This window comes from Sphaerisporangium album, from assembly GCF_003323745.1.
GTDB lineage: Bacteria > Actinomycetota > Actinomycetes > Streptosporangiales > Streptosporangiaceae > Sphaerisporangium > Sphaerisporangium album.
In genome coordinates, this window is the sequence record NZ_QOIL01000003.1 from 110,246 (window position 1) to 123,781 (window position 13,536).

Below are 13,536 nucleotides of genomic sequence, written 5' to 3' on the forward strand. Positions count from 1 at the left end.
TGGCGTTTCTTCGAGCCCGTCACGCAGACGACGAACGCGTGGCCACCGAAGCGGGCGGCCCAGGCCCGGCTTTCGGGCCTCGGGCGGGGTCTTGACGACGTGCGACCCGGAGGTATCTTTCGAATAGGAAACTTTCCTAAGAAAAAGGTCGGTCGGCGCCTCCGGCCCCCCTCTCCACCGCCATGTGAACCCGCAGGTCGGCGTCATCACCAACGAGGGGCCGTGGGTCCCGGTGGGCTCGGCGTCGACGGCCCGCATCCCGGCGACGGGAAGCCTGCAGAACTACTGGGTCAACAAACGCTGACCCGCGGCCACACCACCTCCCGCGGGTCCGGCCCGTGGGAAGCACCGGCAACCACCCACATACAAGGAGCGGATCGTGAACACCAAGAAGTGCGCCTCCCTCATCGGCGCGGCGCTCGTCTCCGCCGCGATCGTCGCCGGCACGGCCACGCCCGCGCACGCCATCCCCGACACCTGCTCGACGAGCTTCTCCGCAGACGGCTACCTCAGCAGTTACTGCGCGACCGGCACGGGCTACCACGCGATCTACGTGACGTACCGGTTCGTCAACCCGCAGCTCGGTGGCTACACCGAATCGGCCTCGGGGCCCTGGGTCGCCGTCGGCTCCACCTCCAGCGTCCGTGTGCCCGGCGGCGCGAGCATCCTCAGCAGCTCCGTCCAAAAGCGCGACTGAGCCGTCCCACGAGCACTGTTGATCAAGTGAACCGACGCCTCCTTCCGGATCTGCGCGCGGCCCGGTACAGCACCCACAAGGACTACGACCAGCGTTGGACCTGACCCTGTGAGGCTTCTCCGCTGGCGGCGGCCGGTCGTTCCGGGTGCTCGCACACGGGTGCGGCGCGTGTGGAGGCTGGCGGGGAGTTGGTGGCCGGGCTGTGCCCAGGCTGCGAGGTCCAGCTCCCCGCCGGGTGGTTCACCTGCGACCACGCCGACGCTCGCGCCCCACATGGTCAACGGCAAGTACTACGGCCGCGGTGACAAGACCAAGATCGTACTGTCCGACGCCGAGGTCGTCCGCCTGCACGAACGCCGGCGCGCCACCGAACCCGACGCCCTGGAACTGCTGCGGCACGAGTTCGAAAGCGATCCCATCCCGGCCGACCTGCGTCAGGGTCACGCCCACATGTTCCTCCCCGGCAGGGCCGGAGCGTCGAAGCCGCGAGGCGTGCCCGACGCTGCCTGGCGTTCTATGAGGGCGGCTACCCGGCGTATCACCCGCGTATCCAGGGGATCCGCGATCTACTTGCCGACCTTGATTGAGCGAAGATCGAGTGAGGTCACGCGTGGACCTGCGGATGGTGAGCGCAACGCCGCCTCACAGTACTCCCGGACGGCTCAGGGTCAGCTCTGGTCTTCGGTGGTCTTGAGGAGGTCGGGGAGACGGTCGAAGGCGGTGTTGATGCGGAAGTGGTCGTGGTAGTCGCGCGAGGACACGATCAGGCCGTCACGGACGCGCAGCACCTGGACGTTGTTCGCCCGCCACGTCCGTCCGGTGGCGACCACCTCGCCCTCGTTGACGAACTCGGCGACGACGACCTCCGGGTCGGCGGTCTCGTGGACGGTGTACTCCACGACGCGCAGCTTCAGCAGGCCCACGCGGTCGGTTAAGTGGCGGCCCACCTCGTCCCTGCCCTCGACGCGCATCGGCTCGGGGATCGCCAGGGGGATGTCGACGACGACGTCCTCCGCGTACAGGCCGGGGAGTTCCTCCCAGGCACCGGACGAGATGAGGATGGCCAGGCGCTCGAAGACCTCACGCGGGCTCCGGACGTGCTCGGCGTTCTCGGGCATGACGGAACTCCTCCGGGTAGGGGCACGCTTGAAACGGAGTAGCAACTCCAGTTACTTCAGAATGCGGAGCATCCACTCCGCTTGTCAAGCGAGTCTCGCGCCGGGGTCCCCGTCAGGCTCCCGTCGGCCCGAAGCGTTCGGCCCTGATGCGCATCGGGTCGTGGCCGAGCGTGAGCAGCAGGTCCGCGGCCATCTCCACGAACCCATGACCAGCGGTGGGTCTGCCCGGCCTCGGTGTCGATCGCGAACTCCCAGCGGTCCAGGTCGACCCGCGGGGTCGGGCCGGCGGACAGCACGGGGAAGCCGGTCTCCAGGTACTGGCCGGGAGGGAGCCGCACGCCCTCGTCCCGTGGGCGGCCGCGGAAGCCGCGCGAAATGATCCCCACCGACGCCTCCTCCACGGCCGAGCGACGGCCGCACTCGGTCTCTGGCAGCGGCCGGGTCTCGGACGTGGGGACGGCCGGGGCCGGACGCGACCGCGAAAAGCCTATGCGACGCATCCGGCCCGCTATATCACTCATTCATGTGAAATATCCGGCTTCACCGGCGGCGAGTCGGCGGCGGCGCGGAACAGATCCCGCGCCGCCGCGGGGTGTTCTAGCAGCGGCCCAGCATGCTGGACAGCGCCGACTTCTCCGCGCTGTTGACGGTGAGGCTCCACTCGTACTTCACGTCGATCCACGCCTTGGCGTAGGTGCACCAGAAGGACGTCAGCGGGGGCTTCCAGAGCGCCGGGTCGGCGTCGCCCTTGGCCTGGTTGACGTTGTCGGTGACGGCCCAGAGCTGGGCGTTGGTGAGGTCGTTGGCGAACGCCTGCCGCCGCGAGGTCGTCCAGGCGTACGCGCCCGAGCGCCAGGCCTCGGCGAGGGGCACCATGTGGTCGATGTCGATGTCGGAGGCGAGGGTCCAGGTGGCGCCGTCGTAGGGGGAGGTCCACCGTCCGGACGTCGGGTAGCAGTCCGAGCCGGTGACCACGCTGGAGCCGTCGCGCTTGAGCACGGTCTCGCGGGTGTTGCAGGTGCCGGAGATCGTGATCCAGTGCGGGAACAGGTTGCGGTCGTAGGTCCCCGAGTTGCGCTCGACGTCGACGGTGAGCGCGTTGAGCTCGGAGGTCGCCGTGCTGAGGGAGGGGATGTTCGGCGGGGTGAAGGCGTTGGCGGGAGCGGACGTCAGGGTGGTGACGCCGAGAGCGATGGCGGTGGCCACGACAAGGGACATGACTCGTCTCACGAGTCTCTCCTTCTGTCTCAGGGCCTGCTGCGTGGGAAGCCGCAGGTCCAGGGGGGTTGACGAGACAGATCGGACGATTACACCGCGTGGAGTAATGAGAAATATCAGGCTTTGATGACACGAATCGGTCAGCTTGGTCAGGTCATGCCGCTAGCTTTTCGGCACAAGCCACGGAACAGCACAAACCCCCCGAACATCACCGAACATCACCCACCGCCCCCCATCGACGGGGACCTAACACCGCCAAGAAATGTTGGTGAACCGCCGTAGCGCCGGCGTCTCCCCCACCGCGCCCACCGCGCCCGGCCCGCCCGCCTCCACCGCGCCCGGACACGTCGAAGGCCCGGCCGGGAGCGAACCGGCCTGGCCTTCGACGGAAGGATCTCCAGGGGCCAGGAAACCCGGGGCGGACGCGCACCGGAACCCAGGACGCGCTCCCGGGCGCACTCAGTCGACATCCACCCAGTCCAGAGTGGTCAGCGGGTAGAGGGGCTCGCGTACACGGAGCCGGTGGTGGGACGGGCGAGTTTGATCACTCGCACGCGCATGCCCTGGAGGATGGTCGCCTCGGCGAACCGCCCCTGCAGCGTGAGCTCGACATGGGTGATCCCCGGCCTATCCCCAGCACCTTGCGCCGCCATTCGTTCCACGACCCCTCTTCGAACGGCGGCATATCGCCGACGGGCCGATCGCTGATGACCATGTACTGCCGGGTGCAGGGACACGGCGCTCCGGCGGGTTAGGCGGTCAGGCCCATTACCGCTGTGGGCCGAACTCGCCCTGCTTGATGCCACGGACGAATGCGGCCCAGTCACCAGGCGTGAATGCCAGCACCGGACCGCCGGGGTTCTTCGAGTCCCTTACCAGATACAGGCCGCCGCCGGCCGTCACCTGCCGAGACCCGCTGCTGCTCACGTCGGCGGCGACCGCCGGCTCGACTCCCTCACTAAAGCCGTTCTCACGCCGGCCACGCGTGATCATTGCAACGTCAGCTACCGCGAGCTCAACGCAGCCCTCACCACCGTTGCTGTAAGTGGACTTACGCCAGGCAAGCGCAGCGATGCCGATCTGTCGCTCAGACATCATGCTCCCTCCGTCCGTACTATGAGGACTCGGCGACCCGACAGATCATTTCGATCGACTCATCGGGACCGAGCGCCATCGCACGTAACTGGTCAAAGGCGAGCGTATACCGATAAACGTCCGTATCGTCCTCGATATAAAGGCTGCTCGTCATCGTCTCGACATAGACGGCATCGGGATCGTACGGCTCCGGGAACTCCAGGATCGAGAACTCCACGGTCCCAGGGTGAGCTCCGAGCGCGTAGGGAAGGACCTGAATCGTCACATTCGGGCTTTCCGCGACTTCGACCAGGTGACGACACTGCTCCCGCATGGCCTCCGCGCCACCGGTCATGCGCCGAAGCACGGCTTTATCAAGAACGGCCCAGATTTTGAGCGGGGGTTGCCGACGTAGCGCCTCCTGTCGCGTCATCCGGACATCTACCCGCCTGGAGATCTCCGCTGGAGGCAGCAGGGACATAAGGGCCGACCTGATAACGGCTTGAGCATACTTCTCGGTCTGCAGCAGACCATGAATCAGCATGCTGCAGTAGCACTTCACCGTGTCGGCCTCAGCCTCGAGGCTGATGTAGTTCGCATAGTCTGCACGAATTGAGTCGTATCTATCCCACCACCCCCGCTGTTTAGCAGTGCGCGCCAGCGTCAACAGAGCCTCACGCTTCCCATCGGTCACCTTGTACAGATCCAAGGCTGCAACGAGGTCTTTGGCGCTCACACCGACACGACACGTCTCAATAGGGGTGTAACCCATCGAGGAGTATCCGTCACAACCTGGTGCGAAGTGCCCTTCTAGTACTCCGGAGACACTTCGCGTCAGGGTTGATGTGAGTCTTCAACTGAGCTCGCGGCTCTGGAGTCCGGGGGTGTGGGGGCGGAGCCCCAAGAGGAACAGTCCGAGCGGAGCGAGGACCTTTTCGGCGGAGCCGGTGAGGGGGGCATCGCAGGCTGCCTGGTCGTGGGGCGAGGCCTTCCGGCGGGCCGGCTCAGGGCCCGCCGGAAGCCGCCCGTCTGCGCGCTTGCCGTCAGTCGACGTCGACCCAGTTCAGGGTGCGTTCTACCGCCTTCCTCCAGCCGGCGTAGCCCTCCTCGCGGCGCTCCTGCGACCACGCGGGCAGCCAGCGGCGGTCCTCGTTCCAGTTGCGCTTCAGTTCCTCGGTGGAGCTCCAGAAGCCGAGGGCGAGCCCGGCCGCGTACGCCGCGCCGAGGGCCGTGGTCTCGGCGACGACCGGCTTGGACACCGGCACGCCGAGCACGTCCGCCTGGATCTGCATGCACAGGTCGTTGGCGGTCACCCCGCCGTCCACGCGCAGCACGTCGAGGCGGACGCCGGAGTCGTTGGCCATGGCCTCGACGACGTCCCTGGTCTGGTAGCAGATCGCCTCCAGCGTGGCGCGGGCGATGTGCGCGTTGGTGTTGTACCGCGACAGCCCGACGATCGCGCCGCGCGCGTCGGACCGCCAGTACGGCGCGAACAGCCCGGAGAACGCGGGCACGAAGTACACGCCGCCGTTGTCGTCGACCTGCCGGGCCAGCGACTCGCTCTGCGCGGCGCCGGAGATGATGCCGAGCTGGTCGCGCAGCCACTGGACGGCCGAGCCGGTGACGGCGATCGAGCCTTCCAGCGCGTAGACCGGCTTCTCTTCGCCGAACTGGTAGCAGACCGTGGTGAGCAGCCCGTGCCGGGACCTGACGAGTTCGTTGCCGGTGTTGAGCAGCAGGAAGTTGCCGGTGCCGTAGGTGTTCTTGGCCTCGCCGACGCCGAAGCACACCTGGCCGACGGTCGCGGCCTGCTGGTCGCCGAGGTCGCCGGACAGAGGCACCTCGCCGTGCAGGGGGCCGTCCGCGCGCGTGACGCCGTACAGGCCGGGGTTGGAGGACGGGCGGATCTCGGGCAGCATGCCGCGCGGGATCCCGAAGAACGACAGCAGCTCGTCGTCCCAGTCGAGGGTCTCCAGGTTCATCAGCATCGTGCGGCTCGCGTTGGTGGGGTCGGTGACGTGCACGCCGCCGTCCCGGCCGCCGGTGAGGTTCCACAGCAGCCAGGTGTCGGTGTTGCCGAACACGGCGTGCCCGGCCCCCGCCGCCTCGCGCACGCCCTCGACGTTCTCGAGGATCCACTGGATCTTGCCGCCGGAGAAGTACGTCGCCGGGGGAAGGCCGGCCTTGCTCCGGATGACCTCGCCCTTGCCCTCGCGCTCCAGCGCGCTCGCGATGCGGTCGGTGCGGGTGTCCTGCCAGACGATCGCGTTGTAGTACGGCCGGCCGGTCCTGCGGTCCCACACGACGGTGGTCTCGCGCTGGTTGGTGATGCCGAGCGCGACGAGGTCGGCCGCCGTGAGGCTCGCCTTGCCGAGCGCGGTCTCGATCACCGCGCGGGTGCGCTCCCAGATCTCCACCGGGTTGTGCTCGACCCAGCCCGCCTGCGGGAGGATCTGCTGGTGTTCGAGCTGGTGGCGGGCGATCTCGTTGCCGCCGTGGTCGAAGATCATGAAGCGGGTGCTGGTCGTGCCCTGGTCGACCGCTCCGACGAAGTCAGCCATGAATCGTTTGCCTCCTTTTGCGGCCTCCGGCGCGGGCGCGCGGGGCCGGAGTTGCTTGGCGGCGCCGCGCGCCTCAGGCTTCGGTGGGGACCCTTCCCGGCTCGGACTCGCTCGCCGTCGGCAGATATCGGGCGACGAGCGCCTGGTACAGGCCGGCTCCGAGCACGGCGCCGATCAGGGGGGCCACGATCGGTACCCAGAAGTAGAGGTTGCCGTACTGATCTCGCCACGCCGACGCGTACCCCGTGAGCCACGAGGCGAGGCGCGGCCCGAAGTCGCGGGCGGGGTTGATGGCGTACCCGGCGTTGGTGCCCCAGGCCATGCCGATGGCGACGACGACGAGGCCGACGACGAACGGCGCGAGGTTGGCGGCGGGGGCGCTGTTGGCGACGTCGGTGACGGCGAGGATGAGGAAAAGCAGGATCGCGGTGCCGATGACCTGGTCGCGGAAGGCGCCCCACTCGTGCACGGGCAGGGCGCCGTTGCCGGGCAGCGTGGAGAAGACGCCCTGGCTCTTGATGGTGAGGCCGGGGTCGAACCTGGCGAGCACCTCGCCGTAGTTCCAGCGGACGATGAGCGCGGCCACGAAGGCGCCGAGGACCTGCGCGGCGGAGTACGGGAGCACCTTGCGCCACGCGAAGCCCTTGAAGACGGCGAGCGCGACCGTGACCGCGGGGTTGAGGTGGGCTCCGCTGATCCGGCCCGCGACGTAGACGCCGAGCGTGACGCCGAGGCCCCAGGCCCAGGCGATGCTGTCGTGGTCGCCGATGCCGCCCGCGACCACCTGCGCGACGACGGCCGTGCCGAAGAGAATGAGGATCAGGGTTCCAGCGAACTCCGCGGCGAGCTCGCCGGCCAGGGTGGGGGCTTCCCTAGGTTTGGCCATGTTCTGCCGTCCTCTCCGTGCCAGCGGGGCTGGCCGTGCTCTGACGTCGGTCTCGTCGTCCCTCCCGCCGGTGAGGTCGCCGGGAGTCGTCACGGGGGGCGGGGACCGGCGGCACGGCGGGGGCCCGGGTGGGCACTGAGGGACGCGTGAGGGTCGTCATACCTGTGACCTGCACCAACAGTGCACCCATGGCGGCGAAAGCCACGTCCATGCCCGGGTCAAGGATTCTTTGCCGCGCGGAAGACGGACAGGGTGGAATACGTCCGGCGATGTTTCGGTCTCCGCACCGATCACTCTTCCCGAGTATGAACGGTCGCCGGAGAATTTCCACACCTGATCGCCACCGGATGCCGGAGGATCGCCTACCGCGCCCGGAGGCTCCCGCCCGGCGGGTACCGCGATCGCGGTAGCGGAGTCCGGTCCTCGGGGACGAGGTGAGCGGTCCCGCGCGCCGCCTACCGTAGGGGCGTGACACGTGTGACCCGGCCGCGCGACGCCCTCGGCGTGACCCGGCTGCGCGAGGCGCTCAGCGTGACCGGGCTGCGCGAGGCGCTCCGCTCACGCCCCTACCTGGTGGACGCCGGCATCGCCCTGCTCACCTTCGCGGTGATCGTCGCGGGCCCGCAGTCCGAGCGGCCGCGGCCGATGGGCCCGCTCACCGCGGACACCGTGGCCCTCGCCGCAGTGATGTGCGCCGCGCTGGTGTTCCGGCGCGCCCGGCCGCGCATCGTTCTCGCCGTGGAGGTCGGCGGCGTGGTCCTGCACCAGATCCTCGGCGGCGGGGTGCGGAGCCCGCTCGACCTCATCCCCGCCATCGCCGTCGCCACCCTGGCCGCGCACAGCCCGCGCCGCGTCGCCTGGACTGCCGGGACGGCCTGCGCGGTCGTCCTCGCCGGGACCCGCGTCATCACCTCCGAGCTGGCGTCGATGCCGCCGGAGGTCGTCGGGCAGATCGCGTGGATCTGCATGGCGACCGCCGCCGGCGACGGGCTGCGCAGCCGCCGCGCCCACATCGCCGCGATCGAGGAGCGCGCAGTGCGGGCGGAGCGCACCCGCGAGGAGGAGGCCCAGCGGCGCGTCATGGAGGAGCGGCTGCGCATCGCCAGGGAACTGCACGACGTCCTCGCCCACCACATCGCGCTGATCAACGTGCAGGCGCAGGTCGCCGCGCACGTGATGGACGCGCGCCCGCGCGAGGCCCGCGAGGCGCTCGGCCACATCCGGCGGGCGGGGCGGGCCGCGCTCGACGAACTGCGCACGACCGTCGGCCTGCTGCGCCAGCCGGGCGCCGCCGAGGACCTGCCCACCGAGCCCGCCCCCGGCCTCGACCGGCTCCCCGACCTGATCAACTCGTTCACGGCGGCGGGCCTGGAGGTCGACTGCCGCCTCGAAGGCACGCCCAGGCCGCTGCCCTCCCCCGTCGAGCTGACGGCGTTCCGCGTCGTCCAGGAGGCGCTGACCAACGTCAGCAAGCACGCGGGCGAGGCGTCCACCCGCGTGCGCATCACCTACGGGCGGCGGGACCTGACCGTGGACGTCACCGACGACGGCAACGGCGGGCGCGTCCCCGGCACGCGCGGCGCGGGCGCCACGAAGGGCGCGAACGGCGCGAACGGCACGGGCGAGCCCACCGGCACCGGCCACGGCCTGCTGGGCATGCGGGAGCGCGCCCTGTCGGTGGGCGGCACGTTCAGCGTCGGCCCCGCCCCCGGCCGGGGCTTTCGCGTCCACGCCGTCCTGCCCGCCCCGGAGACGAGCGCGATTTGACCGCCCACGAGCCCGCGGCGCACCGCCGCGATCGCACCACACGCGCGCCCGTGACGCGCGGCGAGGAGTCACGATGACCGTCCGGGTCGTGCTGGCCGACGACCAGGCCCTGGTGCGGGCCGGTTTCCGCGTCCTGGTGGACTCCGCGCCCGACCTGGAGGTGGTGGGCGAGGCCGACACCGGCCACGCGGCCGTGCGGCTGGCCCGCGACACCCGCGCCGACGTCGTGCTGATGGACATCCGCATGCCCGAGATGGACGGCCTCGCCGCCACCCAGGCGATCACCTCCGACGAGGACCTCGCGGGCGTGAAGGTCCTGGTGCTGACCACCTTCGAGATCGACGAGTACGTCTTCGCGGCGCTGCGCGCGGGCGCGAGCGGCTTCCTCGGCAAGAGCGTCGAGGCCGACGAGCTCCAGGACGCGATCCGGGTGGTGGCGCGCGGCGACGCCCTGCTGTCCCCCGGCGCCACCAAGGGCCTCATCGCCCGGTTCCTGGCCGCGCCCGGCGCCTCCGCCGAGCACACGCCGGAGAGCCTGGAGGTGCTCACCGACCGCGAGCGCGAGGTCATGACGCTGGTCGCGGGCGGCCTGACCAACGACGAGATCGCCGACCGCCTCGGCATCAGCCGCATGACGGCCAAGACCCACGCCAACCGCGCGATGCTCAAACTCGGCGCCCACGACCGCGCCCAGCTCGTCGTCATCGCCTACGAGACCGGCCTGGTCCGCCCCCGGTCCCTGTCCTGAGGCCCCCGGGCGCGGTAGCGCGGCGGCGGGTGTACGGCGTTCGCCGTACGTGAAGACCGTCCCAACGGCGGACGTTCGCGCTCCCCCTTGCCACCAGCCTGGTAGTGCGGGCCGGCCGTGACGTCATCGTCCGGGGGGACGCCCGCCATGACACCGCCCGAACAGAGAAGTGGACCGATGTCGTTACTCGCAAGGCTGAGCCTCGCCAACCGCGGGCTCGTCGCACTGATCACGATCGCGGTGGCCGCGTTCGGCTTCTACACGATCCCGGCGCTGAAGCAGCAGTTGCTGCCCTCGCTCTCGTTTCCCGCCGTGTCGATCATCGCGCCGTATCCCGGGGCGGCGCCGCAGATCGTGGAGGACCGGGTGACTCGGCCGCTGGAGGACGGCCTGCGCGGCGTGTCCGGCGTCACGGGGGTGAACTCGACGTCCCGGGAGTCCAACGCGACCCTCCAGGTCCAGTTCGACTTCGGGGAGGACATCGAGGCGGCGCAGAACCGGATCCAGCAGGTCATCTCCCGGGTGCGGCCCCAGCTCCCCGACGGGGTCGACCCGCAGGTGTTCACGGGGAACACCGACGACATCCCGGTCGTCCAGCTCGCCGTGGCCTCGGCGCAGGACCAGCGCCGGCTCGCGGACAAGCTGGACACCGAGGTGGTCCCCACGCTCGCCGGCATCGACGGGGTCCGGGAGGCGACGGTCTCCGGCACCCGCGACGAGGTGATCACGATCACCCCGGATGCCAAGAAGCTGGCCGAGCGCGGGCTGTCCGCCTCGGCGATCGCCACCGCCGTCCAGTCGGCCGGCACCCCGCTGCCCGCGGGCACGCTGACCGACTCGGGCAGGTCGCTCACCGTCCAGGTCGGGACGGCGCTCGGCTCGGTGAAGGACATCCGGGACCTCTACCTGCCCGCCTCCCCGGCCGTCCCGAACGCCCAGGCCCAGCGGCCTGGCGGCGCGGCGGCGCCCGGAAGCCCCGCCGCACCGGCCGCGCAGACGCGTCCCGCCCCGCCGAAGCCCGTCCGTCTCGGGGACGTCGCGACCGTCGAGCAGGGGCTCGCCGATTCGACCACGCTGACCCGGACGAACGGCACGCCCAGCCTCGGCGTGGCGATCACCATGAAGCCCGACGGCAACGCGGTGTCGATCTCGCACGCCGTGCGGGACAAGCTGCCCGGCCTTGAGTCCTCCCTGGGCGGCGGCGCGAAGTTCACGGTCATCTTCGACCAGGCGCCGTCGGTGGAGAAGTCCATCGAGAGCCTCACCACCGAGGGCCTGCTGGGCCTGGCCATGGCCGTGCTGGTGATCCTGGTGTTCCTGTTCTCGGTGCGGTCCACGATCGTGACGGCGCTGTCGATCCCGCTGTCGGTGCTGGTCGCGCTCATCGCCCTGTGGGCGCAGGGCTTCTCGCTCAACATGCTCACGCTGGGCGCGCTGACCATCGCGATCGGCCGGGTCGTGGACGACTCGATCGTGGTCCTGGAGAACATCAAACGCCATCTGTCCTACGGCGAGGGCAGGCGCACGGCGACGCAGAACGGCGTCCGGGAGGTCGCGGGCGCGGTCACCTCGTCCACGCTGACGACGGTGGCGGTGTTCCTGCCGATCGCCTTCGTGGGCGGGCTGGTGGGCGAGCTGTTCAGCCCGTTCGCGACCACGGTGACGGTGGCGCTGCTGGCCTCGCTGCTGGTGTCCCTGACGGTCGTCCCGGTGCTGAGCTACTGGTTCCTGAAGCCGCCGAAGAGCGGCGACGCCGAGGCGATCCGCCGGGCGGCCGACGAGAAGGAGCGCCGCAGCCGGTTGCAGCGGGCTTACGTCCCGATGATCCGCTTCGTCACCCGGCACCGCGTCTCGACGGTCGCGGGGGCGCTCGTGATCTTCGTGGGTACGCTGGCGCTGGTGCCGCTGCTCCAGACCAGCTTCATCGACAACTCCGGCCAGAACACGATCAGCGTGCGGCAGACCTTTCCCGCCAGCACCTCCCTCGCCTCCGCCGACGCCATGGCCAAGCGGGTCGAGGACGTGCTCGCCGACACCAAGGAGATCGAGTCGTACCAGGTCACCGTGGGCGGCGGGGGCGGCTTGCTGGGCAGGGGCGGCGGAGGCGGGGGCGGCCAGTCCCGGGCCAGCCACTCGATCACCCTGCGCGAGGGGACGGACGCGGGCGCCGTCGAGAAGCGGCTCACCGACCGGCTCGGCGCGATCAAGGGCATCGGCGAGATCAGCGTCGGCCAGTCCGGCGGGTTCGGCGGCGACGCGTTGCAGGTCGTGGTCCGGGCCTCCGAGCTCGACACGCTGCGGACGGCGGCCAAGGCCGTCCAGGACGCGATGGCCGGGGTGCCCGACGTCGCGGAGGTGACCAGCAGCATGGCGGACACCACGCCGCGCGTCGAGGTCACCGTCGACCGCCGCAAGGCCGCAGAGAAGGGCCTGAGCGAGATCGCCGTCGGCCAGGCCGTGTCGCAGGCCTTCCGGGGCAGCACGATCACGCAGATCACCCTGGACGGCGCGTCGGCGGACGTGATCCTGCGCGGCCAGGACACGCCCGCCTCCGTGGACGGCCTGCGCGACCTGAAGATCGCCGGGGACGTCACGGTCGGCGACGTCGCCACCGTGGAGCAGGTCAACGGCCCCGTCGAGGTCACGCGCATCGACGGAGACCGCAGCGCGACCGTCTCGGGCAAGGCCACGGGCTCGAACCTCGGCGCCACGTCCAACGAGCTGACCACCAGGCTGGACAAGCTGGCGCTGCCGGCGGGGGCGAGCTACGAGATCGGTGGCGTGAGCGCCGACCAGGCCGAGGCGTTCGGCAACCTGGGGCTGGCGCTGGTCGCCGCCATCGCGCTGGTGTTCCTCGTGATGGTGGCGACGTTCCGCAGCCTGATCCAGCCGCTGGTGCTGCTGGTGTCGATCCCGTTCGCGGCGACCGGCGCCATCGGCCTGCTGCTCGTCACGAACACGTCGCTGGGCCTCGCCGCCATGATCGGCATGCTGATGCTGGTGGGCATCGTGGTCACCAACGCCATCGTCCTGCTGGACCTGATCAACCAGTACCGCGAGCAGGGGATGCCGCTGCACGAGGCGGTCGTCGAGGGCGGACGGCGGCGGCTGCGGCCGATCCTGATGACGGCCCTGGCCACGGTCTTCGCGCTGCTGCCCATGGCGCTCGGCGTCACCGGGGGCGGCGGGTTCATCAGCAAGCCGCTCGCCATCGTGGTCATCGGCGGTCTGATCAGCTCCACCGTGCTCACCCTGCTGCTGGTCCCGACCCTCTACACGATGGTCGAGACCCGCAAGGAGAAGCGGCGCGCCAGGCGGCTGCGGCGCGAGGGCGGGACGTCCACGCCGCCCGTCGAGGAGGCCCCGGCGCCCGCGATCAGCGGGGCGGCGGCGCCCTGACGCGCGGAAGGCCTGACCTCTGAGGGAGGGAGACCGCGCGCCGGTCTCCCTCCCCCACGCATGTTCCT

Annotated in this window: 12 protein-coding genes; 4 read left to right on the plus strand and 8 right to left on the minus strand. The window is 70.3% G+C overall.

Annotated elements, in window-relative coordinates; genetic code table 11:
- Positions 1-379 precede the first annotated feature (379 nt).
- Positions 380-697 (plus strand): hypothetical protein, encoded by a 318-nt coding sequence (locus tag DQ384_RS05710; protein ID WP_114027648.1) that lies wholly within the window; start codon positions 380-382, stop codon positions 695-697.
- 240 nt (positions 698-937) lie between these two features.
- On the opposite strand, the gene DQ384_RS41020 is transcribed toward DQ384_RS05710, so the two are convergent.
- The 8 genes from DQ384_RS41020 to DQ384_RS05755 all read right to left on the minus strand — a co-directional run bounded on the left by DQ384_RS41020 (position 938) and on the right by DQ384_RS05755 (position 7,554).
- On the minus strand, positions 938-1,141 hold the full coding sequence (locus tag DQ384_RS41020) for a hypothetical protein (protein WP_181871048.1): 204 nt from the start codon (positions 1,139-1,141) through the stop codon (positions 938-940).
- 224 nt (positions 1,142-1,365) lie between these two features.
- Positions 1,366-1,815 (minus strand): nuclear transport factor 2 family protein, encoded by a 450-nt coding sequence (locus tag DQ384_RS05720; RefSeq protein WP_114027650.1) that lies wholly within the window; start codon positions 1,813-1,815, stop codon positions 1,366-1,368.
- A gap of 597 nt (positions 1,816-2,412) precedes the next feature.
- Positions 2,413-3,045, minus strand: a complete 633-nt coding sequence (locus DQ384_RS05735) for an HNH endonuclease family protein (RefSeq protein ID WP_245966268.1) — start codon at positions 3,043-3,045, stop codon at positions 2,413-2,415.
- 476 nt (positions 3,046-3,521) lie between these two features.
- Complete coding sequence (locus tag DQ384_RS41025; protein ID WP_181871049.1) at positions 3,522-3,695, minus strand: hypothetical protein; 174 nt, start codon at positions 3,693-3,695, stop codon at positions 3,522-3,524.
- Between the two features lie 106 nt (positions 3,696-3,801).
- Positions 3,802-4,131: a DUF397 domain-containing protein gene (locus tag DQ384_RS05740; protein WP_245966269.1), complete on the minus strand. Its 330-nt coding sequence runs from the start codon at positions 4,129-4,131 to the stop codon at positions 3,802-3,804.
- A 16-nt stretch (positions 4,132-4,147) separates the two neighbouring features.
- On the minus strand, positions 4,148-4,843 hold the full coding sequence (locus tag DQ384_RS05745) for a DUF5753 domain-containing protein (protein ID WP_114027652.1): 696 nt from the start codon (positions 4,841-4,843) through the stop codon (positions 4,148-4,150).
- A 307-nt stretch (positions 4,844-5,150) separates the two neighbouring features.
- A complete protein-coding gene (gene glpK, locus DQ384_RS05750; RefSeq protein ID WP_114027653.1) occupies positions 5,151-6,668 on the minus strand; it encodes a glycerol kinase GlpK in 1,518 nt (505 codons plus the stop codon).
- A 73-nt stretch (positions 6,669-6,741) separates the two neighbouring features.
- Complete coding sequence (locus DQ384_RS05755) at positions 6,742-7,554, minus strand: MIP/aquaporin family protein (RefSeq protein ID WP_114027654.1); 813 nt, start codon at positions 7,552-7,554, stop codon at positions 6,742-6,744.
- A gap of 468 nt (positions 7,555-8,022) precedes the next feature.
- On the opposite strand from DQ384_RS05755, the gene DQ384_RS05760 reads away from it, so the two are divergent.
- From DQ384_RS05760 to DQ384_RS05770, 3 genes are all read left to right on the plus strand, one after another.
- Positions 8,023-9,321 (plus strand): sensor histidine kinase, encoded by a 1,299-nt coding sequence (locus DQ384_RS05760; RefSeq protein WP_220182794.1) that lies wholly within the window; start codon positions 8,023-8,025, stop codon positions 9,319-9,321.
- Between the two features lie 73 nt (positions 9,322-9,394).
- Positions 9,395-10,069 carry a response regulator transcription factor gene (locus DQ384_RS05765; RefSeq protein WP_114027655.1) on the plus strand — a complete coding sequence of 225 codons (675 nt, stop codon included), beginning with the start codon at positions 9,395-9,397 and terminating at the stop codon, positions 10,067-10,069.
- 177 nt (positions 10,070-10,246) lie between these two features.
- Positions 10,247-13,468, plus strand: a complete 3,222-nt coding sequence (locus DQ384_RS05770; protein WP_114027656.1) for an efflux RND transporter permease subunit — start codon at positions 10,247-10,249, stop codon at positions 13,466-13,468.
- Positions 13,469-13,536 lie beyond the last annotated feature (68 nt).

Excerpts from the sequence above, each read along its gene's own strand:
- DQ384_RS05755 (WP_114027654.1), bottom strand. The coding sequence starts at position 7,554 with ATGGCCAAACCTAGGGAAGCCCCCACCCTGGCCGGCGAGCTCGCCGCG.
- DQ384_RS05720 (WP_114027650.1), bottom strand. The coding sequence starts at position 1,815 with ATGCCCGAGAACGCCGAGCACGTCCGGAGCCCGCGTGAGGTCTTCGAG.
- DQ384_RS05770 (WP_114027656.1), top strand. The coding sequence starts at position 10,247 with ATGTCGTTACTCGCAAGGCTGAGCCTCGCCAACCGCGGGCTCGTCGCA.
- DQ384_RS05740 (WP_245966269.1), bottom strand. The coding sequence starts at position 4,131 with ATGATGTCTGAGCGACAGATCGGCATCGCTGCGCTTGCCTGGCGTAAG.
- glpK (WP_114027653.1), bottom strand. The coding sequence starts at position 6,668 with ATGGCTGACTTCGTCGGAGCGGTCGACCAGGGCACGACCAGCACCCGC.
- DQ384_RS05765 (WP_114027655.1), top strand. The coding sequence starts at position 9,395 with ATGACCGTCCGGGTCGTGCTGGCCGACGACCAGGCCCTGGTGCGGGCC.